Below are 23,389 nucleotides of genomic sequence, written 5' to 3'. Positions count from 1 at the left end.
GAGCTACAGACCCTCCTCGCAACATGGACCGGCGCCTGCCCCACCTGCCACCGCGACATACCCACACCAACCCCAACCTGACCAAGCCCTACTAGGGGGTGTCCGCGGAGCGGCTCAGGGCGCGGACGGCGGTCTCCTGGGAGTAGGCCAGCACGCCGATCGTCATCGCGCTCATGACGAGGGCGAAGAGCACGTGGCCGAGCGTCGAGGTCACGGCCAGGCCGACGGCGTTCAGGGCGAAGTGGCTGCCGACCCGCAGCGCGATGAGCGCGAAGGCGAGCTTGCGGGTCTCCTTGCCGCGCCACAGCGCCTTGGCGAGCTTGATCCGCCTGCGCATCACCGTCAGCGAGACGGCGATGTTCACGGCCAGCAGGACCAGCAGCACGGGCCAGACCGAGGGGAAGGCCTTCAGGATGTCGAAGGCGGCCGCGAGCACACCCTCGAAGCCGAAGAACCAGAGCGGAAGCCGGTAGTCGGCCGGAGTCGTGGCGCTGGTGTCGATCGCCTCGGCCGGTGTGGCGTCCTCGGTCTTCTTCTTCAGGATGTTCATGCCGCCGCCCCCGTGATCGGTGTGATGATCACAGTCTGGCCGGGGTGAGGGACCTCGGGGCAGGGCCCCGGGTCACCGGTGCCGTGTGACAGCTGTCATGTGCCGCCCGTACGCCGCCGCCTGACGGTGTGATGGGATGCCCCGTATGGCTCTCATCGGACCAGGAAACCAGTCGCCGACAGGGCTGCCCGCACCCCCCTTCGACCCCGAACTGGCCGTAGTCCTGGCGGCCTTGGACGAGGAGTCGCGGGCGCCGGTCACCCCGGAGAACCTCGCCGCCCGGCAGGAGCGGGACGCCACGGCCCGGCCCCGCCCGACGGCCGAGGACCTGCGCGCGGACGGCCGCTTCGAGGTGACCGAGTTCCAGGTCCCGGGACCGCCGGGCGCCCCCGCCGTCACCCTCGTCGGCGCCCGCCCGTCCGGGCTCGCGGGGCGTCCGCTGCCCCTCCTCTACTACCTGCACGGCGGCGGCATGGTCATGGGCAACGCCTGGTCCGTGCTGCCGCGGATCCTGCGCGAATGGGCCCTCCCGCTGGAACTGGCCGTCGTCTCCGTCGAGTACCGGCTCGCGCCGCGGGCGCGGTACCCCGAACCCCTGGAGGACTGCTACGCCGGTCTCGTCTGGGCGGCCGCCCACGCCGGCGAACTCGGCATCGACCCCGACCGCATCGTCATCGGCGGCAAGAGCGCCGGCGGCGGCCTCGCCGCGGCCCTCGCCCTCCTCACCCGCGACCGGGGCGGGCCCGTCCCCTTGGGCCAACTGCTGCTCTGCCCCATGCTCGACGACCGCGGCGCCACCTTCTCCAGCCGCCAGATGACCGGCTTCGGCGTGTGGGACCTCACCTCCAGCACCACGGGCTGGCAGGCCCTGCTGGGCGACCGCCGCGGCGCCGCGGACCTGCCGCCCTACGCCGCCCCCGCCCGCGCCACGGACCTCTCCGGACTCCCGCCCGCCTTCATCGAGGTCGGATCGGCCGAGATCTACCGCGACGAGGACGTGGCGTACGCGAACGCCATCTGGCAGGCCGGCGGCCAGGCCGAACTCCACGTCTGGCCCGGCGCCTTCCACGGCTTCGACGGCCTGGCCCCCGCAGCCGCCCTCACCCGCGCCGCCCGCGAAACCCGCACCCGCTGGCTCCAGCGCCTCCTCACCCGGTCGGCGCCGGCCTCCTCAGCCCGTCCAGGGTGAGGTCCAGGAGGCGTTCGGCCTGCTCGCGCTGTTCGGGTTTCGCCGAGGTGAGGGCGATGCCGGCGAGGGCCGCGAACATGTCGGTCGGGCCGATGTCGGTCCGGATCGCGCCCGCCTCGGCACACGCGTCCATCAGCGCGGTGATGGCGGTCCGGATCATGTCGTGGCTGTGGGCGTACGGGTTGCTCCCCGAAGCGGCGATGGCGCGCAGCGCGTCGGCCATGCCGAGTTTGGCCGTGGCGTAGTCCATGAAGAGGCGGGTCCACGCGCGCAGCGCCTCGTACGGCGGCTGCGCCGCCAGCAGCTCGGGGACGACGTCGCGCAGCCGGGCCACTTCGTTGCGGTAGGCCTCCTCGACGAGCGCCTCGCGGGTGGGGAAGTTGCGGTACAGGGTCGCGGTGCCCACGCCCGCTTCCCTGGCGATGCGTTCGAGGTGCGCGTCCAGTCCCTCCTCCGTGAACACCCGTACCGCGGCGGCCAGGATCTTGTCCCTGTTGCGTTGCGCGTCGGCTCTCAGAGGGCGTGCTGCGTCCGGGGTCATCGGCGACCGCCTTCCTCTCTCTCGTTCTCGCCGTTTGCTAAGTGGAGGCGCGCCCAGTTAGCCTGCGGTAAGTGGTGGCGCCTCCACTTGACTCTAGGGCATGCCCTGGCCTGCCCGTATTCCTCCTGGAAGGACTGCCGAACATGTCGGGAATCGCGGGAATCGCGGGAATTGAAGGCAAGGTCGTGGCGATCACGGGCGCCGGCAGCGGTATCGGCGAGGCGACCGCCCTGCTGCTCGCCGAACGCGGCGCCAAGGTCGTCCTCGGGGCGCGGCGCACGGAGCGGCTCGAGGCCCTGGCCGCCCGCATCGAAGCGGCCGGCGGCGAAGCCGCGTGGACGCGCACCGACGTCACGGTGCGCGAGGACCTGACCGGGCTCGTCGAACTGGCGCGCAGCCGGTTCGGCAGGCTCGACGTCCTCGTCAGCAATGCCGGGATCGGCCTGATCTCCCCCTTGGACGAGGTCCGCGTCGAGGACTGGGAGCGGATGATCGACGTCAACCTCAAGGGCGTCCTGTACGGGATCGCCGCCGCGCTGCCGGTCTTCCGGGAGCAGGGCACCGGGCACTTCGTCAATACGGTCTCCACGGCCGGACTGCGCATCGTCCCGCTCCAGGCGGTGTACGCCGCCACCAAGAACGCCGTGCGCACCGTCTCCGAGGGCCTGCGCCAGGAGGCCGGCGACAGCCTGCGCGTCACGGTCGTCTCGCCGGGTGTCACGCGTACGGACTTCCCGGACTCCATGTCCGCGCAGATGCGGGCGCAGGTCCGCGACCGCATGGACGCGATCGCGATCCCGCCGGACGCCATCGCGCGCGCCATTGCCTACGCCGTCGAGCAGCCGGACAACATCGACGTGGGCGACATCGTCGTCCGCCCCACCGCGCAGGCGTAGACGCGGGTGACGCGGACGGGTGACCCGGACGGGTGACGTGCGGGGCGGATCGGGGCGTGCCACCCTGTTCGCAGGCCTCGGGAGATGCAGCCGCGACGAACGGAGCGCGCTGTGGGACATCCGATACGTGTCACGGCGCCCCGGCGCCGGGCGGCCGCCGTCTGCGCCGCCCTGCTGCTGGTGGGGCTCGCCTCGGGTACGGGCGCCGGCGCGGCCCCCGCGCCCTCTCCGGTCCCCTCCCCGACCCCGTCCGCCTCGCCGTACCGGGCCGCGCTCGATCCGCGCATCGCCGAGATCATGCGCAAGCCCGAGTACCGGCACGCCCAATGGGGTCTCCTGCAGACCGAGCCCGCCGGCGGACGCGTGCTGCACAGCCTCTTCCCCGACCAGTTCTTCATCCCCGGCTCCACCGCGAAACTCTTCTCGGTCTCCGGCACCTGGCGCACCCTCGGCACCGACCACCGCTTCGTCACCCCGGTCTACGCCGTAGGGCAGCGCACCGGCGCCACGCTCACCGGCGACCTCGACCTCGTCGCCCAAGGCGACCTCACCCTCGGCGGCCGTACCCGCCCCGACGGCACCGTCGCGTACACCGACCTCGACCACACCTATGCCAACGACTTCCCCGGCGCGACCCTCACCCCCGAGAACCCCCTCGCCGGCATCGACCACCTCGCGCAGCAGGTCCGCGACTCCGGGATCACCCGCGTCGACGGTGACGTCATCGTCGACAGCCGCCTCTTCGCCCCCGACCCGGTCCTCGACCCCACCCCGACCCCGCTGATCGTCAACGACAACCTCATCGACCTCCTCACCACGCCCGGAGACCGGGCCGGCGCCGACGCCCGGCTCGACTGGCGGCCCAAGGCCGCCCCGTACGCCGTCACCTCCACGGTCAAGACCGTCGCCGCCGGGGGGCCCACGAACGTCACCGTGACCGCCGCCGACGGCGGCACCCGGATCCTGCTCTCCGGCACCATCGCCGCCGACGCCGAGCCCCTGCTGCGCACCACCCCGATCACGGATCCGGCCGCGTTCGGCCGGACCGCGCTCATCGAGGCCCTCGCCCGGGCCGGCGTACGGGTCACCGCGGATCCGGCCGGACCCAACCCGGCCGCCCGGCTCCCGCGCGACTACGACGGCCGCCCGCGCGTGGCCGAGTACACCTCACCCCCGTACGAGCAGTACGCCAAGCTGATCCTCAAGGTCAGCCACAACCTGGGCGCCAACCTCGGCATCTGCCTGATGGCCGTCTCCGCCGGCAGCAAGCAGTGCGAAGACGGATTCCCGGTGCTCGCCGCCTTCCTGGACCGGGCCGGAGTCGACCGCAGGCAGGCGGAGCTCATGGACGGCCGGGGCGGCAACCCCGCCGACCGGGCCACGCCGCAGGCGCTGGTGCAGATGCTGGCGTACTGGCAGCGCACCCCGGACGCACGGCTCTTCCGGGAGGCCCTGCCCGTCCTCGGCGTGGACGGGCTGCTCGCCGAGAACTGCCGCAGCTGCCCGGCGCGCGGGAAGGTGTTCGCGAAGACCGGCGCGGCCGTCGGCGGGGACGCCCTCAACGACCGGCTCGCCGTGGGCGCCATCACCATCGCCGGCTACCTCGACAAGGGCGGCGGCCGCTTCGACCCCTTCTACGCGGGAGTCAACGGGGCCGCCACCCCGACCGCGAACCCCGCCGACATCCTCTCCATCGCCAACGACCTCGCGCTGATCGCCGCCTACCTCCAGGAATCGCCCTGACGCGGTGAGGGGGGTGAAGCGGGTGCCGGGCCCTCGTCGAGGAAACCGCCCGACTGGTGCTGCCACAGCTTCGCGTACGTGCCCTCGCGGGCGAGCAGCTCGTGGTGCGTGCCCTGTTCGACGATGCGGCCGCGGTCGAGGACGACGAGCCGGTCCATGTGCGCCACCGTGCTCAACCGGTGCGCGACCACCAGGGCGGTCCGCCCCTCCATGAGCCGCCACAGCGCCTCCTGTACGAGGACCTCGCTCTCGGAGTCCAGCGCGCTGGTCGCCTCGTCCAGCAGCAGGATCGGCGCGTCGCGCAGGATCGCCCGGGCCAGCGCGACCCGCTGGCGCTGCCCGCCGGAGAGTTTGACCCCGCGCTCGCCGACCATCGTGTCGAGGCCCTCGGGCAGCGCGTCGGCGAACTCCGTGACGTGCGCCGCCTCGGCCGCGCGCCGGATCTCGGCCTCGGTGGCCCCGGGCCGGGCGAACGCGATGTTCTCCCGCAGGGTGCGGTGGAACATCGCCGGGTCCTGCGGCACGTACGCCATCAGGCCGCGCAGGTCGCGCTGGCGCAGCCTGCTGATGTCCCGGCCGCCGATCAGGATCCGGCCCGCGTCGATGTCCGTCATCCGCAGCAGCAGCCGGGTGAGGGTGGTCTTGCCGCCGCCGGAGCGGCCCACGAGCCCGATCTTCGCCCCGCTGGGCACGTCCAGGTCCAGCCCCTCGAAGAGCGGCTCCGCGCCCGCGTGGGCGAAGTCCACCTTCTCGAAGCACACCTCGCCGGCCCGGTCCGGCAGCGGCACCGGCTCCGGGGACTGCGGCTCGAGTACGGTCGCCGGCGTCAGCAGCAGCTGCGTGAACTGCGCGGCCTCCGTCATCGAGCTCTCCAGACGGCGGTAGATCTGGTTGAACTCGAACATGATCCGGGTGGCGTTGGAGAAGTACGTGAACGCCACCACGACCGCCTCCACACCGTGCCCGCCGCCCGCGCCCGGGCTGCCGCTCCCGGCGATCGTGACGGCGATCAGCAGGCCCAGCGCGTTGGTCACCACCGACATCGGCGCGACGACCGTGTCGATGCGCAGGTTGCCGTAGTCCCACGAGCGCAGCGTGAGCGCGCGCGAGTGCGCGACCCGGGACCGGTGCTCGGCGGCCTCGCGCTCCTCCGCGGCGAACGCACGGACCGTGTCCATGTTCATCAGGCTGTCGGAGACGTGCCCCGACACCCGGGCGATCGCCTCCTCGCGCCGGTCCACGAGCGCCTGGCGGCGACGGACGAGGGGCAGCACGCACGCCCCCGTCACCGCGATCATGACCAGGAGCGCCACCACGAGCAGCGGTTCGTAGTGCCAGAGCACCACCGACCCGAACAGCAGCGGTACGAACCGGCCCACGACCGAGAAGGTCAGCGCGTCGACGAACTCCTCGAAGCGGGAGGCGAAGCTCAGCACCCGCTTGGTCAGCGACCCGGCGAAGTTGTCGTGGAAGAACGCGGCGTCCTTCGCGAACAGCTCCTCCATGCCGACGATGTACAGCCGCTCGATGCCGAGGGCGTCGACCCGGTTCAGACAGTGCAGGCCGAGACGCCAGGCCGCCTCGGAGAGCAGCAGCACGCCGGCGAAGCCCAGGACGTACGGGAGCGCGGCGCCGAGCCCGGTGCCGGCGGCGTCGTCGGCGATGCGGCCGACGAGCTTGGCGACGACCAGCGGGGCGATGTAGTTGATGCCGATGTTGCCGATGGCGGGCATCAGCATGGCGGGAGCCGTCAGCCACCGCAGCCGCGCCAGCTCCCGTCCGTAGTAGCGGAGTGCGAGGACCACCGGCCCTCTGCCTGGCGGACCCCCTCGTGATGCGGAAGCTTTCATGGCCACCCTACGTAGTCGCTCGGTTACGGAACTCGCAGTCTCCCGCGACGCCCTCCGTGCCGTCCAAGCGTTTTCCGTGTGGGTGACAACCGTCGGTGGCAACCGTCGGCCTAGCCTCCCGGCGTGAAGGTCACCGGCAGGGTCAGCGGGCCGCGCAGGCCGCCGGGGCGCCAGGGGATCTCCGCCGGGGGGACCGCGAGGGCGAGTCCGGGGAGGCGGCGCAGGGCGGTGCCGATGGCGATCCGGCCCTCCAAGCGGGCCAGCGGAGCGCCCAGGCAGTAGTGGATGCCGTGCCCGAACGCCAGGTGCGCGTTGTCCGGCCGGGTGATGTCCAGGCGGTCGGGATCCGGGAACCTCTCCGGGTCGCGGTCGGCGACGGCCGAGCCGATCAGCACGGTCGCGCCGCGCGGGACGCGTACGCCCGCGATCTCCACGTCCTCCCGCGCGAAGCGGGCGATGCCGGGGCTGACCGGGCCGTCGTAGCGCAGGAACTCCTCGATCGCGCCCGGCAGCAGCTCGGGGTCGGAGCGCAGCCGGTCCAGCTGGTCGGGGTGGGCGAGCAGCATGGCGATGCCGCCGCCGATCAGGTTGACCGTGGTGATGTAGCCGGCGGCCAGCAGCAGGAACACCATGGCGACCAGCTCGTCCTCGGACAGCCGCTGCTCTTCATCCCGGGCGGTGATCAGGGCGCTGAGCAGGTCCTCGCCGGGCTCCGCCCGCTTGGCGCCGATGAGTTCGCTCGCGTACCCGCGCATGTGCCGCCACGCCTCGTTCACCACGGCCGGATCCGGCGGCTCCGCACCCCGCATGATCATGCGGTCGGTCCAGTGCTGGAACTCGTGCCGCTCGTCCACCGGTACACCGAGCAGTTCGCTGATCACCGTGACCGGCAGCGGCAGCGCGAAGTCCGCGATGAGATCGGCACGGCCGTCCGCGACGACCGCGTCCAGCAGCCGGTCCGTGACCGCCTGGATCCGCGGCCGCATCTGCGCCACCCGGTGGGCGGTGAACGCCTTGGAGACCAGGCGGCGCAGCCGCGTGTGGTCGGGCGGATCGCTGCGCAGCATGTTGCCGAGCATCGACTCGCGCTCCGTGTCGGGCAGCTGCTGCAGCAGCCGGGTGTCCGCAGCGTCGCGCACGTCGCTGCTGAGGCGGGAGTCGGACAGGGCCGCGAGCCCGTCCTCGTACCGGGTGACGAGCCAGGCCTCCAGAGCCCCCGCGATGACGACCCGGCGCACCGGGCCGTCCTCGCGCAGCCGCCGGTACAGCGGGAACGGGTCCGCGAGGAAGGCCGGGTCGCCGTAGGGGAGCGGAACCGGTTCCTCGCTCACGACACCTCCCGCACCGCGGCGCCGCTGCGCAGCGACTGCGCCGGCGGCCGCTCGCGCAGCGCCCCGTAGGCGATGAAGTAGGCCGGCACCCGGTTCAGCCACCGGGAGTCGGTGACGAGCTCGGTGAGCCGCTTCGCCCGCCGGGGATGGCCGAACGGGGTGCGGCCGGCCAGCAGCGGCTCGATCACCTGGGCGTGGGCCAGGCGCTGCATGCCCTGGGTGGCCACCGTCGTGGGCATGCGGCGCAGCTGTACGCGGCGTACGTCGTGCAGCCCCACGGTCCCCTCGTGGAGCGGGCCCACCAGGTGGCGGGCCGCGGCCACCGCGTCCTGCACAGCGAGGTTGATGCCGATGCCGAAGACCGGCGACATGGCGTGGGCGGCGTCGCCGATGCACAGCAGTCCCGGCCGGTGCCAGCGGCGCAGCCGGTCCAGCCGTACGTCGAGCAGCTTGACCTCGTCCCAGGAGGTGACGGAGTGCGCCCGGTCGGCGAGCCACGGCACGGCTTCCGTGAACTGGGTCATGAACCGGTCCAGGCCCTCGGCGCGGCGCTCGGCGTCGGTCCCCTTGGGGATGAGTCCGGCGATCTGCCAGTAGTCGCCGCGGTCGATGAGCGCGCTGAAGAACCGCTCGCCCAGGCCTCCCACGAGCCCGCTGGGATCGCTCTCGTGGCGCGGCAGCCGGAACCAACAGGCGTCCATCGGGCAGGGGAAGCCCTCCAGGCCGAGCTCGGGCAGCACCCGGGCGAAGGACCCGCGGCCGTCGCAGGCCACGGTCAGCGTGGCCCGGAGCTCGCCGGTGGCGCCGTCCGCGGTGCGGTACCGCACGCCCGCGACCCGGCCGCGCTCCATCAGGAAGGACGTGGCCTCCGTGTTCATGCGCAGCCGGAAGGTCGGCTCCTTGCGCGCCTCGTCGGCGAGCAGGTCGAGCAGGTCCCACTGCGGGACCATCGCGATGTAGTTGTACTTGCCGTGCAGCGCGGCGATGTTGCCGACCGTGACGAGCGAGCGGTCGGACCCGATCGGCAGCTGCACCGAGGTCACCCGCCGCTGCGGCAGCTGGGCGAACCGGTCGGCGAGGCCGATGTCGTCCAGCAGCGACAGGGTCGACGGGTGCACGGTGTCGCCGCGGAAATCGCGCAGGAAGTCACCGTGTTTCTCCAGCACGGTGACCTCCACCCCGGCCCGGGCCAGCAGCAGGCCCAGCACCATCCCGGCGGGCCCGCCTCCCACCACACAGCAGGCCGTACGCTCCACGGCAACCACGTCCCTTCGCCCGCATCGGATACGCCCTCAGGACGTATACCGCACCCGCGGCGCCGGACGCGTCAACGGCGAAGACACGCCGCGAAGGAGGCGGGACGGCCTAGCGGCCGGGTGTGCGGCGCAGGACCAGGGAGACGAAGCCCCAGGTCTCCCGGTAGGTGTGCAGCCATTCGGAGCGGCGGATGTCCGCCGTCTCGAGCACCTGCGAACTGTCCGGATCGGCAGGGTGGTCCAGCGCCCACGACGCCAGCGAACCCCAGTTGGACCACTCGTACGCGTCCAGCTCGGCGCGCGTGCTGACGTGCCCCTCGACGGGGGTCCACCCGTCGGCGGCGATCCGGTCCACGGTGGTCGCCAGGTCGGCGAAGTCGCCGAGCATGTCGACGGCTTCCGGGGACGGCGTGTGCTCCCAGAACCCGTCGCCGATGATGACGCGGCCGCCGGGGGCCAGGTGCTCGCGCGCCGCCGCGAGGGTGGGGAGCAGCCCCCCGAACGCGTGCGTGGATCCGACGCTGAGCACCAGGTCGAAGGGGTGCGGGGAGGCGAAGTCCTCGGCCGGCGTCCTGTGGAGGGTCAGGCGCTCTTCGACGCCGAGGCCGCGCGCCGCCTTCCCGGCCAGCGCCAGGGCCTCCTCGGAGATGTCCACGCCCTCGGCGCGTACGAGCGGCTTCGCGGCCAGCGCCCTCAGCAGCCACTCTCCGCTGCCGCACCCGAGGTCGAGGACGCGCTCGTCACCTCGCGGGAGCCCGCGCTCCAGCAGCCGGCGTACGGACGCGTCGTCGAGCGGGGCCTTGATCGGGTGATCGGCGTGGGCGATTGCGGAAATCTGTTCACGGTTCATTGGGGGGCAGCCTCTCAGCGAAACGCAGGGCGCGCACCTCGATTTCACGGCGAGGACGGCGCACGCCACGAGGCCGTCTGCTCCCGGAAGTTCGGGCAGCCGACGATGTCCGTCCTGCTGCACTGGAGGGCGTGGGTCAGCAGCTGGTGGGCGTGGTCGAGATCGACCAGGCGCTGCTCGATCTCGGCGACCTTCGTACGGATCATCGCCTGCCGGCGCGGCTGGTCCTGCTGCAGCTCGCGGATCTCGGCCAGGGTCAGGCCCGCCTGCTGGCACTTGCGCAGCAGCACGATCCGCTCCGCGGCCCCCGCCGGATAGCGCCGCTGCCCGCTCTGGCGTTCGGGCTGGGGCAGCAGCCCGTGGCGCTCCCAGTACCGGATGGCCGAAGCGGGGACCCCGGTGGCCTCGGCGAGCTGCCCGATCGTCATGCGCACGTCCGGCCGCCTCCCTCTCTCCTCGCAGACGTTTGACTTGAACCTTAGTTCAAGTTGAAGAGTGGGCCGCGTACGGGCCGGCAGCCCATCAGGGGCCGCCGGCCGCGACGTTCGCAGACGGGACAGCCATGACCACAGCAGACGCACGACGTGAGACACGGGACGAGGCCCACCAGCTCGTGGAGGCCTCCCGGCGCCTCTTCGAGGCGGGAGTGATGTCGCATTCCGGCCACGCCAACCTGAGCGTCCGGCTCGACGCCGAGCGCTTCATGCTGACCCCGGGCTTCGTCCGCGGTCTGCGGGCGGAGGACCTGGCGACCGTGAGCCTCGACGGACAGGTCCTCGAAGGGGAACTGCAGTCCGTCAGCACGGAGATCATCGCCATGCACAGCGCCGTCTACCGCGCCCGCCCGCAGGTCGGCTCGGTCATCCACACCCACTCGCCCTCCGCGACGGCCTTCGCCGTGGCCCACCGGCCGCTGCCCTGCCGCACCGAGCCGATGCTGCGCTTCGGCCAGGCCGAGGACGTGCCGGTGGTGCCGTGGGGACCGCGCGGTTCGGACGTGTCGGTGAGGGGAGTCGTCGACGCCCTCACGCACAGCCCCACGACCGCCGCGGTACTGCTGGCCAACCACGGCCTCCTGGTGTTCGGTCCGGACCCGGCGGACACCGCCCACCTCGTGGTGGCCATCGAGGAGAGCGCCGAGGCGGAGCTCGCCGCGGCGGCGATCGGCGGCGCCGTGGACTTCCCCGAGGGCGCGCTGGAGACCGTACGGGCGTCGATCGCGCGGGTGGCGTCGTGAGCACCCCGGACGAGTCCCTCGCCTCGCGGGCCGAGGCCGTACGCGAGCGCTACCGCGCCACGCTCGGCGCCGTCCCGGCCGGCGTCGAGGCCCGCCTGGACCTGGCGCTGGCCCACGGCCGCCTGCACACCGAGGAGGCGGTCTCCGAGCTCCGGCACATCGTCCTGACGGACAACGCGCTCGGCGGGCGCGTGCAGCAGCTCGTCCACTTCGGGCAGCTTCTCGCCCTCGGCCGGGCCGACCCGGCGCGGATCCACGCCCGGGGAGCCCTGCACGCCGGAGCCGACGTCGCCGACCTCATCGGCGTGGCCGAGACCTCCCTGCTCACCGCGGGGGTCCCGGCGTACGCCCTCGGCATCGAGACCGTCCTCGAACTCGTCCACGCCCAAGAGGCCGGCCCGCTCCGGGGCCCGACTCCCCCGGCCGGTCCGTTGTGAGAGGCGGCGGACCACGCCGGTCGCCCCGTCAGGCGCCGGGCGGCGGGGGCTCGATGACGACCGCCGAAGGGGCCAGGAGGGACCGGTCCACGGGGAGTGCGGGGCTCGTCAGGACGACCAGGTCCGCACCCAGGAGGGCCCGGTCGCGGGAGGCGGCCGTGGTCAGGGCCGTGCCCTGCGCCGCGGCCAGGGCGGCGGCCTCGGGGTGCGGCCAGTGGGCCGGGCCCGGATGGACCGTGATGTTGCACAGGCCGGGCACCTCGCGCACCAGCGCCGCGAGGTGGGCCGCCACGGCCGCGCCCGTGCCCAGCACGGTCGCCGAGCTGACGCGCGGCACGAGCAGGGTCCGGGCCGCCGCCGCGCAGAGCCGTGCGGCGGCCTCGTGGGGGAGAACGGCCTCGTAAGGGAGAACGGCCTCGTAGGGGAGGGCCGGCGGGGCGGTACGGGGCATGCGGGTGCCTTCCTGCGAGCGGGGCCGCCTGCCCCGGTGCCCGCAGAGTGCCGCCGTCCGCTACCCGCCCGCTATCCGCCGGCCGTGTGCACGCCGCTGACGGTCATCTTGCCGAGCGCCCCGCCGGCCTCCATGGCCCGGTGGGCTTCGGCGATCTCGTCGAACCGGAAGACCCGTACGGGCCTTGCGGGGATCGCCCCCGACTCGACCTTGGCGTAGATCGCGTCCAGCGGAACGTCGGCGAGCGGGAATTCGGGGCTGCCCAGGACGAAGGCGCTGCCGAAGAAGCTGAGCTGCACCCCGGTGGGGAGGTCGGCGATCGGGTCGAAGTCCTTCACCGGCTCGAAGCCGCCGAGGAACCCGAGTTGGCAGACCCGCCCGCGGGGACGGACGGTGGCCAGGGAGTCGCGCAGGACGGTGTTGCCGACGACGTCGAACACCGCGTCGACGGTGATCTCCCGCGTGCGCACCTGCGTGGCCAGACGGCCGTCGTCGATGAGGACGTACTCGGCTCCGAGTTCCTTCAGCAACGGCGCGTGCGCGGGATCGCGGGTGGTCGCGACCACCATCGCGCCGTGGTCGACGGCGAGGTTGACGGCGGCCTGGCCGAGGGAGGAGGTCGCTCCCCGCACCAGGACCCGCTGTCCGGTCCGCAGGTCCAAGTTGCCGAACAGGCCGCTCCACGCCGTCGCGTACACCTCGGGGACCGCCGCGAGCTCGGCCCAGCCCAGGGATGAGCGCACCGGGGCCACATTGGTCGCCGGTACGGTCACCAGCTCGGCGTAGCTGCCGTTGCGGGTCCGCCCCATGCCGCCGAGGATCGCCACGACCCTGGTCCCGGCCGGGAGCCGGCCTGAGGGGTCCTCCTCGACCACTCCCGCGCACTCGATCCCCGGGACGGCCGCGACCTCGCCCCAGGCGCCGGCGCGCATGTACGCCTCGGCGTGGTTGAGGCCGAACGCCTTGACGCGGATGAGTACCTCTCCCGCCGCCGGTACGGGGTCGGGCAGGTCGGTGATGCGGAGAACCTCGGGACCGCCGTAGGCGGTGATGACGATGGCCTTCATGGAGCAACTCCGTTCTTGAATGATCGTTCAAGTATCGGCCCTGAAAAAGAGCCACCGCATGGGGTGGCTCCCGGTCCGGTCCGGTTGTGTCGTGTCGCGTCGTCAGGCGAGGGTGGCGAAGGTGTTGTCCGTGATCGCGCGCAGGACCGTCTCGTCGGGATTCGCCTTCCCCACGACCATCAGTCCCTGGCACGTCGCGACGAGCAGCTTGGCGCTGCCGGCCGGATCCACCGAGGCGCGCACCTCGCCGGCGCCGCGGGCGTTGCGCAGGGCAGTGGTCATGCACTGCTCCAGGCGGGCCAGATGGCCGCGCACGACGGCGGCGGCCTCGTCGTCCTCGGCCGCGTTCTCGATCGCCGTGTTCACCAGGAGGCAGCCCTGCCGGCCCTCCGGGCTGAGGAGATCGCGCACGAGCCCGTCGAAGTACCCGCGGAGCTCGGCCAGCGAGGCGCCCGGCGCTTCCAGTTCGCCCAGCTTGCGGGGGACGACCAGCCGGGAGTAGCGCTCCAGCGACTTCAGGAACAGTGCGCGCTTGCCGCCGGGGAACGCGCTGTACAGACTGCCGGACTTCACGCCGGTCGCCTTGATCAGATCCTCGATGGACGTGGCCCGGTAGCCGCGCAGCCAGAACCGCAGCATGGCCTGGTCCAGTACGGCGTCTGGGTCGAACTCTCGGGGTCTGGGCATGGGATGAAAATACATGAACGACCATTCAAGAACAACGCCCCCCACCTCTAACCCGCCGGCCCCCGTACCAGCAGCTGCTTGCCCGCCAGTTCCGAGCGCAGGCGGGCCGCCGCCGGGGCCGGGTCGGCCGCCAGCAGCGCCTCGGCCGCCGAGGCCTCGGCCAGGGCCGCCGCCGGGTCGCCGGCGGCCGCGTACGCGTCGAAGAGCGCGCTGGCCGCACGGCCCTGCCAGACCCGGCCGCCCTCCAGGCCGCCGAACACCTCCCGCGCCGCCGCCAGATGGGCCACGGCCGCGTCGGGCGCACCGCCCTCCAGCGCGGCCCGGCCCAGGGCGAGCGCGATCCGTCCCTCCGCCGCCCGGTCGCCGGTGCGCCGGGCCAGGGCCTGCGCCTGCAGCAGCGCCCCCTCGGCGGCCCCGCCGCGACCCGCGCGCCCGTGCACCAGGCCCAGGCCCAGCAGCGTGTGCGCCTCGCCGGTGCGGTCGCGGGCCGCCCGGTCCATGCGCAGCGCCCAGTTGAAGGCCTGCGCGGCGAGCTCACCCTCCCCGGTGTGCAGGTACAGGGCGCCCAGCCCGCGCACCGTCTGCGCCTCGGCACGCAGCGAGCCCGTCTCCCGGCTCAGGCCCAGCGCCCGGGTCAGCAGCTCCCGCGCCTCCCCGGGCCGGTCCTGCTCCAGTCGTGCGGCCGCCTCCCCGGCCAGGGCGAGCGCCTCGCCCGCCCGGTCCCCGGCCTCCCGCAGCAGTACCGCGGCCGCGGCGTGCCCCTCGGCCGCCGCCGCATGGTCGCCCCGTACGGCGTCGGCGCGCGCGCACAGCCACCGTACGAGGGCCGACCCGTGCCGGTCGCCCCCTACGCGGAAGGCCTCCGCGGCCGAAGCCAGCAGCGGCCCCGCCTGCGCGGCCCGGTGCCGGAACAGGTGCAGCGCGGCCAGACTCGTACGCGCCGCGGCCGCGCCCCGCGCGTCCCCGGCCTCCTCGCAGGCGGCCAGGGCCAGTTCGGCGCACTCGCGCCAGTCCTCGGTGTGCGCGCGGGTCTCGAAGTGGCCGGCGCAGGTCACCGCCAGGTCCCAGGCGCTCTCGTGCAGGCCGCAGCCGGCCGCCCGGCGCACCGCCGCCACCAGCGCGTCGTGCTCCCGCTCCCACCACGGTCCCGGCGCGGCCAGGATCTCGTCCGCCGCGGCGGCCTGGAGCTCGTACAGCGGCGGCCGGGCGTCGCCGTGCAGGACGAGGAAGTCCCCGCCGTGCTCGCGCCGGTGGGCCTGCGCGGCCAGCGACAGCCAGGTCTCCAGCACCCGGCGCACCGCGTCCCCGGACTCCCGCGCGCTCTCCGTCGCCAGCAGCCGCTCGCGGGCGAAGACGCGGATCAGGCCGTGGAAGCGGTAGCGGGCCGTGGTGCAGGAGCCCGTGCCGGTGCCGATCCCGTCGCCGTCCCCGTCCCCGCCGCCGGGTACGAGGTCCAGCAGCTGGGAATGGACCAGTTCCTCCACCACGTCCTCCGCCCCCGCCGGATCCGTGCCGAGCAGCGCGGCCGCCGTCCAGCCCGGGAACTCGGCCGTGTCCAGCAGCGTCAGCAGCCGCAGCAGCCGGGCCGGCTCGGGATCCAGCGCCCGGTAGGCCAGCGTGATGTGCGAGCGCAGCTCCATCCCGCAGTACGAGAACTCGTCGAGCCGGCCCGCCTCGTCGCGGAAGCGCCGTACGAGCCGGTCCAGCGTCCAGTGCGGCCGGCACGCCAGCCGGGCCCCCACCACCCGCAGCGCCAGCGGCAGCCCGCCGCAGAACTCGGCCAGCTCCAGGGCCGCCGGCAGCTGGCCCGCGATCCGCTCGGCGCCCGCGATCCGGGTGAGCAGCTCCACCGAGTGCGCCTCGTCGAGGACGTCGAGGCGGACCTGCCGGATGCCGGGCAGACCGGTCAGCGGGTAGCGGCCGGTGACGACCACCGCCGAACAGGCGTCCCCCGGCAGGAGTTCGCGGACCGCGCCCTCGTCGGCCACGTCGTCCAGCACGATCAGCACCCGCCGCCCCGCCAGCAGGCTCCGGTACAGCGCCTGGCGCTCGCCGCGGCCCTCGGGCACCGCGTGCGCGGGCACGCCGAGCGCGCGCAGGAAGCCGGCCAGCACCCCGGCCGGCGCGTCGCCGCCGTTGCCGAGACCCTCCATGGCGGCGTACAGGCGGCCGTCGGGGAACCGCTCGCGCAGCCGGTGCGCCGCGTGCACGGCCAGGCTCGACTTGCCCACCCCGTCCTTGCCGCAGATCCCGGCGATGCGCACGGGCTCCCCCGTATGTCCGGAAGCCCCGTCCGGGCCGGCGAGGAACTCCGTGAGCTCGGCCAGGTACTCCCCGCGGCCCGTGAAGTCGGGCAGGTCGGACGGCAGTTGTTCGGGTCGTACGGGGCCTGCGGCCGAAGCCGGTGCGGGCTGCGCGACGGCCGGGCCCCCCGACGGGCCGACCGGCGGCGCACCGGCCGCGTCGAGGGAGGGATCGCGGTTCAGTACGGCCGCCTCCAGGTCCTGGAGGGCGCGGCCCGGCTCGATGCCCAGCTCCGCGTCGAAGACGGAACGCAGCCTGCGGTACACCTCCAGGGCCTCCGCCTGCCGGCCCGAGCGGTACAGCGCCAGCATCAGGCTCGCGTGCAGCCCCTCGCGCAGCGGCTCGGCGGCCGCCAGCGCGAACAGCTCGCCCGTCATCTCGGCGTGCCGGCCCAGCGCCAGGTCGAGGCGGGCCAGTTCCTCCAGTGCGGTCAGCCGCTGCTCGTCGAGCAGGGTCGCCCCCCGGCGCACCGGATCGCTGTCCAGGCCCAGCAGGGCCGGGCCCCGCCACAGGGCGAGCGCCTCGCGCAGGTGCCGGGCCGCGCCGGCCCGGTCGCCGGCCGCGGCGTACGAGCGGGACCGCGCGAGCAGCAGGGCGAAGCGGTGCGCGTCCAGCTCCTCCTGCGCGATGTGCAGCCGGTAGCCGGCCGCGGTCGTCTCGATCGCGTCGGGACGCCCGGTCCGGGCGCACACCTTGCGCAGCGCGGAGACCGCCGACTGGACCTGGGTCCGCGCCGTCTCCGGCGGGGACTCGCCCCAGATGGCGTCGACGAGCAGCTCCTGCGGGGCGACCTGGTTCGCGTGCAGGGCCAGCACCGCGAGGACGATCTGCTGGCGGGGTCCGCCGAGGGGGCGCGGTACGCCGTCCTGTGTGAGCTCCAGCGGACCCAGAAGGCCGATGTTCATCTGCGAATCCCCCATTCCCGGCGGCCCGTTGGTCCATGGGCGGCCGCGGGCAGGCTATGGGCCGCCGGGCGGCCCCTGCCAGGGACCGCCGTGCGGGGTTCGCGATGCGTGGGATCGGCCGTGCCGATGGGACGCGGCGACCGGCCGCGGCGCCGGGGTGCGGCGGGATGCGCCGGGGTGCGGCGGGATGCGCCGGGGTGCGGCGCCGGACGCGGCGACCGGTGCGGACGGGGGTCCTGACCGGGTCCGATCGGGTTTCCTGATGGGCCGGTTCGACACCCTCCATCGGCCGTCCGTTGTGGCGGCGAGGCCCGCTGAACCAGTCTGACCGGGCATTTGTCAACGCAATCAGCCGCAATCCCCGGAGGTTGGACCGTGTTCCAGGACGACGACGAGGGCCGGTACGACGTCGTGATCAACGACGAGGAGCAGTACTCCGTCTGGCCGCAGGTCCGCGAGATCCCTGCGGGCTGGCGCGCCACCGGGTTCAGCGGGACGAAGGACGCCTGCGTCGCCCACGTGGACGAGGTGTGGACGGACATGCGGCCGCTCAGCCTGCGTCAGGCCATGGCGCAGGACGCCGGGGCCGCCGCCGGAGCGGGGCCTCGGTGACCACAGGCTCGATACGCCCGCTGATCGGCCGTGGGGAGGAGCTCGCGGCCGTCCGCCGGCGGTTCGCCGCCCTCGGGGACGGCCCGGCCCTCGTCGGTATCGCGGGGGACCCGGGCCTGGGCACGACGCGGCTCCTCACCGAGATCGCCGCGTGGGCCGCCCGTGCCGGCGCCCACGTCCGCACCACGAACCCGGAGGCCCTCCCACAGGCCCTCTCGGCCCTCCCCGCCCTGAGCTCCGCGCCCGTCGTCGTCATCGTCGACGACGTCCACCGGTGCGGCGAGGCGGCGCGGGAGGCGCTGACCGGGCTGCTGGAGACCCCGCGCGACGGGGTCCTGCTCGTCCTCGGCCACCGGCCCCGGCAGTGCCCGCCCGCTCTGCTCGCCGCGCTGACCGCGGCGCACCCCGGCCTGCACGCCGAGCACCTCGACCTCGCCCCGCTGGACCGGGCCGGCGCCGAGGAGTTCGCCGGGGCCGCCCTGTGCGCCCGCCACCGGGCCACCCTGCACCAGGACAGCGGCGGCAACCCCCGCCTGCTCGCCCTGCTCGCCGCCTCCTGCGAAGGCCCCGGCGCCTGCCCCGGGGACGCCCCCGGAACGCGCCCCTTCGCCGCCCGCGCCGCGGCCCCGCTGCTCGCCGAGGTGGCCGCGCTCGGACCGCACGCCCGACTGGTCGCGCACGCCGCCGCCGTGCTCGGCGAACCCGCCGAGCCCGACGCCCTCGCCGAGGTCGCCGAACTCGACCGTGCCGGCGTCCTCGCCGCCGTCGACGAACTCCTCGCCGCGGACGTGCTGCGCACCTCGGCCGTCCCCGGCCACGTCGAGTTCCGCCACGCCCTGCTGGCCCGGCTCGTGCACACCGCCGTGCCCGGCGGCTGGCGGCTCGGCGCGCACCGCCGCGCCCGTACGCACCACCAGGCCCACGGCCGCCCCGCGGTCCGCCGCGCCCGCCACGCCGAGCAGTCCTGCCGGCCCGGCGACGAGTCCGGTGCGACCGAACTCGTCGCCGCCGCCGACGAGATGCTCGCCTCGGCGCCCGCCACGGCCGGCGCCTGGTACACCGCCGCCGCCCGGCTGCTGCCCGACGCCCCCGCGCACCGGGCCCGCCGCCGGGAGCTGCTCGCCGCCGCGGCGGCCGCCGCCGTCCGCAGCGGCCGCAGCGACCTGGCCCGCGCAGCCCTCGCCGACCGCGAACAACTCCTCGACGGGCACGACCGCGCCGCCGGGGCCGCGGACGCCGCCGAACCGCGCGCCCGCCTCGCCGAACTGGCCGGGGACCTCCCGCAGGCCCGCGAGATCCGCCAGGCCGCGCTCGCCGAGCCGGCCGCCGCCCCCGGCGGCGCCGACCCGCACGGCGCCGCCGCCCTGTGGACCGCCCTCGCGGCCACGGCCGGCGCAGACCACCCCGCGCAGGCCGCCGCCTGGGCCGGGGAGGCCGTACGGGCCGCCGCCGCGCACGGCTCCGACGAGGCCCTGCACGCCCACGCCCTCGCCGCCCGCGGCACCGCGCACCTGGCCGCCGGGGAGGCCTCCGCCGCTCTGCGCGACGCCCGCGCCGCGGCCCGGATCGCCGACACCCTCACCGACCGCGCCCTCGCGCTGCGCCTCGGCGCCCTGGACTGCCTGGCCCGGCTGGAGACCGAACTGGAGCAGTACGGGCCCGCCGTACGGCACTTCACCCGCGGCATCGACACCGCCCGCTCCACCGGCCAGTGGCCGGCCGCCACCGCGCTCGCCGCGGGCCTGGCCGCCCTGCTGCTGCGCCAGGGCCGCTTCCCGCAGGCCGCCGCCCGCGCCGAAGAGGCCGTACGGTGCTCCGAACTGGCGGGCGGTCAGGAGCCGCGCGCGCTGGCCCTGTGCGTACGCGCCCAGGTCGCCCTGGAGGTCCACACCCCCGAGACGGCCGTCGCGGTGGCCCGGGCCGCCTGCGCGCTGGCCGCCGCCGACGGCGCCTGGTGGCACCGCTCCCGGCTGGTGCTGGCCGCCGCCGAACTCGCCGCCGGGGACGCCCTCGGCAGCCTGGAGACCCTCGCCGGAGCCGCACTGGCCGACCCCCTGACCGCACCGCTGCCCGCCGCCGAGCGGCTCGCGCTCGCCGAGACCCTGTGCGGGGCCCGGCTCGCGGTGGGCCGCAGCGACGCGGCCCGGATCGCCGCCGGTCAGGCCCGCGAACTCGCCGCGCGGACCGGCCTCGCGGGGCTCCGTGTCCAGGCGCTGCTGCTGGCCGCCGCCGTCGCCGAGAGCCCGGCCGAGGCGCTCGCCCCGGCCGAGGAGGCCCTCTCCGCTGCCGCCGCCTGCGGACACGCGGCCGACGAGGGCTGGGCCCGCGTGGCCCTCGCCCGGGCCCGGACGCGGCTCGGCGAGCCGGAGCAGGCCGACCGCCACCTGACCGCCGCCGCGTACACGGCCACCGCCTGCTCGGCGGCCCGGCTCGGCCGGGAGGTCGCCGCGGCCACCGCCGAGGCAGCGGTGGCCGCGGCCCCCGCCGAGGTGGCGTACATGCTCAGCCAGCGCGAGTACGAGATCTCCCAACTGGTCAGCCAGGGCTGCACCAACCGGCAGATCGCCCGCACCCTCGGGGTCAGCCACAAGACGGTGGAGACCCACCTCGGGCGCATCTTCGCCAAGCTGGAGGTCTCCTCCCGGGCGGAGATCGCCAACATGATCGGCCGCAACACCGTGGTCGCCCGCCCAAGGGCCCGCGCCAAGTCCCTCGCCGGGGCATCCTGAGACCATCCGGGTGATCGGCCGGCCGGCCGGTCCCACCCCCAACTGCCCACGGAGAACCACGATGTACCCCAGTATCCGCACGATCACCTTCGACTGCACCGGCGACCCCTACGACCTCGGCCTGTTCTGGAGCGGCCTGCTGGGCCGCCCGCTGGCCGACGACGACAAGCCCGGCGACCCCGAGGCGGTCATCGAGGACCCGGAGGGCGGCCCCACCCTGCTGTTCGTACGGGTTCCCGAGGGCAAGGCCGCCAAGAACCGCATCCACCTCGACCTCAAGCCGCACGGCCGCACCCGCGCGGACGAGGTGGCCCGCGTACAGGGCCTCGGCGCCCGCCTGGTCGCCGACCGGACCCGCCCCGACGGCAGCGGCTGGGTCACCCTCGCCGACCCCGAGGGCAACGAGTTCTGCGTGGAGCGCGGGGAACTCGGGTGACGGCGCACACCACTTCAGCCGCCGGCCCGGGCACCTCGCGCTGGCTCAAGCGCCTCACCGTCCCCGGGGCCCCGGCCCCGCAGCCCGCCCGCGCCCGCATCGTCTGCCTGCCGCACGCCGGCGGCGGCGCGAGCGCCTACCAGGGCTGGGCCCGCCACCTCCCGGCCGCGGTCGAACTGCTCGCCGTGCAGTACCCCGGCCGACAGGACCGGCTGGCCGAGCCCTGCAGCGAGACGATGGAGGAGAGCGCCGGCGCGGCCGCCGCGGCCCTCGCCGCACTGCCCGTACTGCCCACGGTCGTCTTCGGCCACAGCATGGGCGCCCTCGTCGCGTACGAGACCACGCTCCGGCTCGGCCGGCACGCCCCGCACGCCGCCCCCGTGCACCTGTTCGTCTCGGGCACCGCCGCCCCGCACCGCGACCGCGAGGAGCTGCCCGCGCTGGACGACGCGTCGCTCGTCGCCTACACCCGCCGGCAGGGCGGCGCCGAGCCCGAGGTGTACGAGATACCCGAGCTGCGGGAGCTGCTCCTGCCCTCGCTGCGCGCCGACTTCCGGCTGCTGACCGACTACGTGCCGGTCGGCGAGCCCGCACGCACGAGTGTCCCGGTCACCGCCTTCGGCGGCGACCGGGACACGGGCTGCCCGCCCGAGGCGCTGGCGAGCTGGGGAGAACTGACCACGGCGGAGTTCACCAGCAGGGTGTTCCCCGGGGGCCACTTCTACCTGCAGGGGCAGGAGGAGCAGCTGACGGCCCTGGTGGCGGGCGCCCTCGGCGTCGGTGCCGGCGGGGTCGGCGGGGTCAGCAGGCCGGCTCCGTAGCCATGCACGCCGTGAGCGTGGTCCCGTCGTCCGGGTCGATCAGCAGGAACGACCCGGTACGGCGGGAGCGCGCGTATGCGTCGAGCGCGAGCGGCTCGGCCGTGCGGACCACGACCTGACCGATGTCGTTGGCCCGCAGCTCCTCGACGGCCGTACGGCGCGCCGGGTCGTCCAGTGCCAGCCGGGACGGGATCGCCTTCACGACGGCCTTGACCGTACGGGTGGTGTGCTTGACCAGCACCCGGTCGCCGACCCGCAGCGGCCGGTCCGCGACGTGGCAGACGGTGGCCGCGAGATCGCGGGTCACCGGCGGAGCGGCGTCGGCCGGAGCGATCATGTCTCCGCGCGAGACGTCGATGTCGTCCGCCAGCCGCACCGTCACCGACTGCGGGGCCCACGCCGCCTCGGCGGGGCCGCCGAGCGTGTCGATGGCCTCGATGGTGGTGGTCAGCCGGGACGGCAGCACGGTCACCGGGGCTCCGACGCGCAGTACGCCGGAGGCGATCTGGCCCGCGTAACCGCGGTAGTCGGGGTGCTCGGCGGACTGCGGACGGATCACGTACTGCACCGGGAGCCGGGCCGGGGCGCCCTGCGGGTCGTGGTCCACGGGAACCGTCTCCAGGTGCTCCAGGATGGTGGGGCCGCCGTACCAGTCCATGTGCGGGGAGGGCTCGACCACGTTGTCCCCGGCCAGCGCGGAGACCGGGATGGCGGTCACCTCCCGGACGCCGAGCCCGCGGGCGTAGTCGGCGAACTCCGCGGCGATGGAGGCGAAGACGGACTCGTCGTAGCCGACCAGGTCCATCTTGTTCACCGCGAGCACCAGGTGCGGGACCCGCAGCAGGGCCGCGACCGCCGTGTGCCGCCGGGTCTGCTCGACCACCCCGTTACGGGCGTCGACGAGCACGACGGCGAGCTCCGCCGTCGACGCCCCGGTGACCATGTTGCGGGTGTACTGCACGTGGCCGGGGGTGTCGGCGAGGATGAACCGGCGCCGGGCGGTGGCGAAGTAGCGGTAGGCGACGTCGATGGTGATGCCCTGCTCGCGCTCGGCCCGCAGGCCGTCGGTGAGCAGTGCGAGGTCGGGGGCGTCCTGGCCGCGGCCGCGCGAGGCCTGCTCCACCGCCTCCAGCTGGTCGGCGAGGATCGACTTGGAGTCGTAGAGCAGCCGTCCTACCAGGGTGGACTTGCCGTCGTCGACGGAGCCCGCGGTCGCGAAGCGCAGCAGCGAGGTGGCGGCGACGGTGCCGCCGGGGGCCGTGTTCGTGGTGGGGGCCATGTCTAGAAGTACCCTTCGCGCTTGCGGTCTTCCATCGCGGCCTCGGACATCTTGTCGTCGGCGCGGGTCGCGCCCCGCTCGGTGAGCCGGGAGGCGGCGATCTCGGTGATGACCTGGTCGATGGTGGTGGCGTCGGAGTCGACGGCACCGGTGCAGGACATGTCGCCCACGGTGCGGTAGCGGACGAGGCGGGTTTCGGGCGTCTCGCCGTTCTTGGG

General features: G+C 74.6%; 21 protein-coding genes and 1 pseudogene. 9 read left to right on the top strand and 13 right to left on the bottom strand.

What is annotated here, in order from left to right:
* Positions 1–91: 91 nt before the first annotated feature.
* The gene (locus tag ACFXGI_RS37405; protein ID WP_384717118.1) at positions 92–550 is read right to left on the bottom strand and encodes a hypothetical protein; all 459 of its coding nucleotides are present in this window, start codon (positions 548–550) and stop codon (positions 92–94) included.
* A 145-nt stretch (positions 551–695) separates the two neighbouring features.
* Here ACFXGI_RS37405 and ACFXGI_RS37400 point away from each other — a divergent pair, with 145 nt between their 5' ends.
* A complete protein-coding gene (locus ACFXGI_RS37400; RefSeq protein ID WP_384717115.1) occupies positions 696–1,739 on the top strand; it encodes an alpha/beta hydrolase in 1,044 nt (347 codons plus the stop codon).
* Here the strand turns inward: ACFXGI_RS37400 and ACFXGI_RS37395 are convergent.
* Entirely contained in the window at positions 1,699–2,280 is a 582-nt protein-coding gene (locus ACFXGI_RS37395) for a TetR/AcrR family transcriptional regulator (RefSeq protein WP_384717112.1), read from the bottom strand. The two genes, ACFXGI_RS37400 and ACFXGI_RS37395, sit on opposite strands and share 41 nt — an antisense overlap.
* Positions 2,281–2,441: 161 nt before the next feature.
* On the opposite strand from ACFXGI_RS37395, the gene ACFXGI_RS37390 reads away from it, so the two are divergent.
* Positions 2,442–3,176, top strand: coding sequence for an SDR family oxidoreductase (locus ACFXGI_RS37390; RefSeq protein ID WP_384717124.1), 735 nt, complete (start codon positions 2,442–2,444; stop codon positions 3,174–3,176).
* A 111-nt stretch (positions 3,177–3,287) separates the two neighbouring features.
* Positions 3,288–4,919 carry a D-alanyl-D-alanine carboxypeptidase/D-alanyl-D-alanine-endopeptidase gene (dacB, locus tag ACFXGI_RS37385; RefSeq protein WP_384717109.1) on the top strand — a complete coding sequence of 544 codons (1,632 nt, stop codon included), beginning with the start codon at positions 3,288–3,290 and terminating at the stop codon, positions 4,917–4,919.
* Here the strand turns inward: dacB and ACFXGI_RS37380 are convergent.
* The 5 genes from ACFXGI_RS37380 to ACFXGI_RS37360 form a co-directional block, all read right to left on the bottom strand.
* Entirely contained in the window at positions 4,898–6,769 is a 1,872-nt protein-coding gene (locus ACFXGI_RS37380) for an ABC transporter ATP-binding protein (protein ID WP_384717105.1), read from the bottom strand. The genes dacB and ACFXGI_RS37380 overlap by 22 nt on opposite strands.
* A 110-nt stretch (positions 6,770–6,879) precedes the next feature.
* Positions 6,880–8,100, bottom strand: coding sequence for a cytochrome P450 (locus ACFXGI_RS37375; protein ID WP_384717102.1), 1,221 nt, complete (start codon positions 8,098–8,100; stop codon positions 6,880–6,882).
* Positions 8,097–9,356 carry an FAD-dependent oxidoreductase gene (locus ACFXGI_RS37370; protein WP_384717099.1) on the bottom strand — a complete coding sequence of 420 codons (1,260 nt, stop codon included), beginning with the start codon at positions 9,354–9,356 and terminating at the stop codon, positions 8,097–8,099. Before ACFXGI_RS37370 ends, ACFXGI_RS37375 begins: the two co-directional genes overlap by 4 nt.
* A gap of 109 nt (positions 9,357–9,465) precedes the next feature.
* Positions 9,466–10,206: an SAM-dependent methyltransferase gene (locus ACFXGI_RS37365; protein ID WP_384717096.1), complete on the bottom strand. Its 741-nt coding sequence runs from the start codon at positions 10,204–10,206 to the stop codon at positions 9,466–9,468.
* 44 nt (positions 10,207–10,250) lie between these two features.
* A complete protein-coding gene (locus tag ACFXGI_RS37360) occupies positions 10,251–10,634 on the bottom strand; it encodes a MerR family transcriptional regulator (protein WP_384717121.1) in 384 nt (127 codons plus the stop codon).
* 134 nt (positions 10,635–10,768) lie between these two features.
* On the opposite strand from ACFXGI_RS37360, the gene ACFXGI_RS37355 reads away from it, so the two are divergent.
* Together ACFXGI_RS37355 and ACFXGI_RS37350 are read left to right on the top strand one after the other, a co-directional pair.
* Entirely contained in the window at positions 10,769–11,443 is a 675-nt protein-coding gene (locus tag ACFXGI_RS37355) for a class II aldolase/adducin family protein (RefSeq protein ID WP_384717093.1), read from the top strand.
* Positions 11,440–11,880 carry a carboxymuconolactone decarboxylase family protein gene (locus tag ACFXGI_RS37350; protein ID WP_384717090.1) on the top strand — a complete coding sequence of 147 codons (441 nt, stop codon included), beginning with the start codon at positions 11,440–11,442 and terminating at the stop codon, positions 11,878–11,880. The genes ACFXGI_RS37355 and ACFXGI_RS37350 overlap by 4 nt, the downstream gene beginning before the upstream one ends.
* Positions 11,881–11,908: 28 nt before the next feature.
* Here ACFXGI_RS37350 and ACFXGI_RS37345 read toward each other — a convergent pair whose 3' ends face one another.
* The 4 genes from ACFXGI_RS37345 to ACFXGI_RS37330 all read right to left on the bottom strand — a co-directional run bounded on the left by ACFXGI_RS37345 (position 11,909) and on the right by ACFXGI_RS37330 (position 17,294).
* On the bottom strand, positions 11,909–12,331 hold the full coding sequence (locus ACFXGI_RS37345) for a hypothetical protein (RefSeq protein ID WP_384717087.1): 423 nt from the start codon (positions 12,329–12,331) through the stop codon (positions 11,909–11,911).
* A 71-nt stretch (positions 12,332–12,402) separates the two neighbouring features.
* Complete coding sequence (locus ACFXGI_RS37340; RefSeq protein WP_384717084.1) at positions 12,403–13,398, bottom strand: zinc-binding dehydrogenase; 996 nt, start codon at positions 13,396–13,398, stop codon at positions 12,403–12,405.
* A 102-nt stretch (positions 13,399–13,500) separates the two neighbouring features.
* Positions 13,501–14,085 carry a TetR/AcrR family transcriptional regulator gene (locus tag ACFXGI_RS37335; protein ID WP_384717081.1) on the bottom strand — a complete coding sequence of 195 codons (585 nt, stop codon included), beginning with the start codon at positions 14,083–14,085 and terminating at the stop codon, positions 13,501–13,503.
* A 47-nt stretch (positions 14,086–14,132) separates the two neighbouring features.
* Positions 14,133–17,294, bottom strand: coding sequence for a BTAD domain-containing putative transcriptional regulator (locus ACFXGI_RS37330; RefSeq protein WP_384717078.1), 3,162 nt, complete (start codon positions 17,292–17,294; stop codon positions 14,133–14,135).
* Between the two features lie 375 nt (positions 17,295–17,669).
* Between ACFXGI_RS37330 and ACFXGI_RS37325 the strand changes: the two genes are divergently transcribed.
* From ACFXGI_RS37325 to ACFXGI_RS37310, 4 genes are all read left to right on the top strand, one after another.
* The gene (locus ACFXGI_RS37325; RefSeq protein WP_384717075.1) at positions 17,670–17,906 is read left to right on the top strand and encodes an MbtH family protein; all 237 of its coding nucleotides are present in this window, start codon (positions 17,670–17,672) and stop codon (positions 17,904–17,906) included.
* Positions 17,903–20,635, top strand: coding sequence for a LuxR C-terminal-related transcriptional regulator (locus ACFXGI_RS37320; protein WP_384717072.1), 2,733 nt, complete (start codon positions 17,903–17,905; stop codon positions 20,633–20,635). Before ACFXGI_RS37325 ends, ACFXGI_RS37320 begins: the two co-directional genes overlap by 4 nt.
* A 61-nt stretch (positions 20,636–20,696) precedes the next feature.
* On the top strand, positions 20,697–21,071 hold the full coding sequence (locus ACFXGI_RS37315; protein WP_384717069.1) for a VOC family protein: 375 nt from the start codon (positions 20,697–20,699) through the stop codon (positions 21,069–21,071).
* Entirely contained in the window at positions 21,068–21,892 is an 825-nt protein-coding gene (locus ACFXGI_RS37310; protein ID WP_384717066.1) for a thioesterase II family protein, read from the top strand. Before ACFXGI_RS37315 ends, ACFXGI_RS37310 begins: the two co-directional genes overlap by 4 nt.
* Here ACFXGI_RS37310 and ACFXGI_RS37305 read toward each other — a convergent pair.
* Both ACFXGI_RS37305 and ACFXGI_RS37300 read right to left on the bottom strand, forming a co-directional pair.
* On the bottom strand, positions 21,873–23,171 hold the full coding sequence (locus tag ACFXGI_RS37305) for a sulfate adenylyltransferase subunit 1 (protein ID WP_384717063.1): 1,299 nt from the start codon (positions 23,169–23,171) through the stop codon (positions 21,873–21,875). The two genes, ACFXGI_RS37310 and ACFXGI_RS37305, sit on opposite strands and share 20 nt — an antisense overlap.
* Positions 23,172–23,173: 2 nt before the next feature.
* A pseudogene (locus ACFXGI_RS37300) lies at positions 23,174–23,389 on the bottom strand (sulfate adenylyltransferase small subunit); the annotation flags it as partial.

This window comes from Streptomyces sp. NPDC059355, assembly GCF_042752335.1.
Lineage (GTDB): Bacteria > Actinomycetota > Actinomycetes > Streptomycetales > Streptomycetaceae > Streptomyces.
The sequence above is the reverse complement of the archived record's forward strand: the minus strand, read 5'-3'. Positions and strand labels throughout refer to the sequence as shown.

Excerpts from the sequence above, each read along its gene's own strand:
- ACFXGI_RS37365 (WP_384717096.1), bottom strand. The coding sequence starts at position 10,206 with ATGAACCGTGAACAGATTTCCGCAATCGCCCACGCCGATCACCCGATC.
- ACFXGI_RS37405 (WP_384717118.1), bottom strand. The coding sequence starts at position 550 with ATGAACATCCTGAAGAAGAAGACCGAGGACGCCACACCGGCCGAGGCG.
- ACFXGI_RS37355 (WP_384717093.1), top strand. The coding sequence starts at position 10,769 with ATGACCACAGCAGACGCACGACGTGAGACACGGGACGAGGCCCACCAG.
- ACFXGI_RS37345 (WP_384717087.1), bottom strand. The coding sequence starts at position 12,331 with ATGCCCCGTACCGCCCCGCCGGCCCTCCCCTACGAGGCCGTTCTCCCT.
- ACFXGI_RS37360 (WP_384717121.1), bottom strand. The coding sequence starts at position 10,634 with ATGACGATCGGGCAGCTCGCCGAGGCCACCGGGGTCCCCGCTTCGGCC.
- ACFXGI_RS37340 (WP_384717084.1), bottom strand. The coding sequence starts at position 13,398 with ATGAAGGCCATCGTCATCACCGCCTACGGCGGTCCCGAGGTTCTCCGC.
- ACFXGI_RS37395 (WP_384717112.1), bottom strand. The coding sequence starts at position 2,280 with ATGACCCCGGACGCAGCACGCCCTCTGAGAGCCGACGCGCAACGCAAC.
- ACFXGI_RS37315 (WP_384717069.1), top strand. The coding sequence starts at position 20,697 with ATGTACCCCAGTATCCGCACGATCACCTTCGACTGCACCGGCGACCCC.
- ACFXGI_RS37305 (WP_384717063.1), bottom strand. The coding sequence starts at position 23,171 with ATGGCCCCCACCACGAACACGGCCCCCGGCGGCACCGTCGCCGCCACC.
- ACFXGI_RS37335 (WP_384717081.1), bottom strand. The coding sequence starts at position 14,085 with ATGCCCAGACCCCGAGAGTTCGACCCAGACGCCGTACTGGACCAGGCC.
- ACFXGI_RS37330 (WP_384717078.1), bottom strand. The coding sequence starts at position 17,294 with ATGAACATCGGCCTTCTGGGTCCGCTGGAGCTCACACAGGACGGCGTA.
- ACFXGI_RS37400 (WP_384717115.1), top strand. The coding sequence starts at position 696 with ATGGCTCTCATCGGACCAGGAAACCAGTCGCCGACAGGGCTGCCCGCA.
- ACFXGI_RS37380 (WP_384717105.1), bottom strand. The coding sequence starts at position 6,769 with ATGAAAGCTTCCGCATCACGAGGGGGTCCGCCAGGCAGAGGGCCGGTG.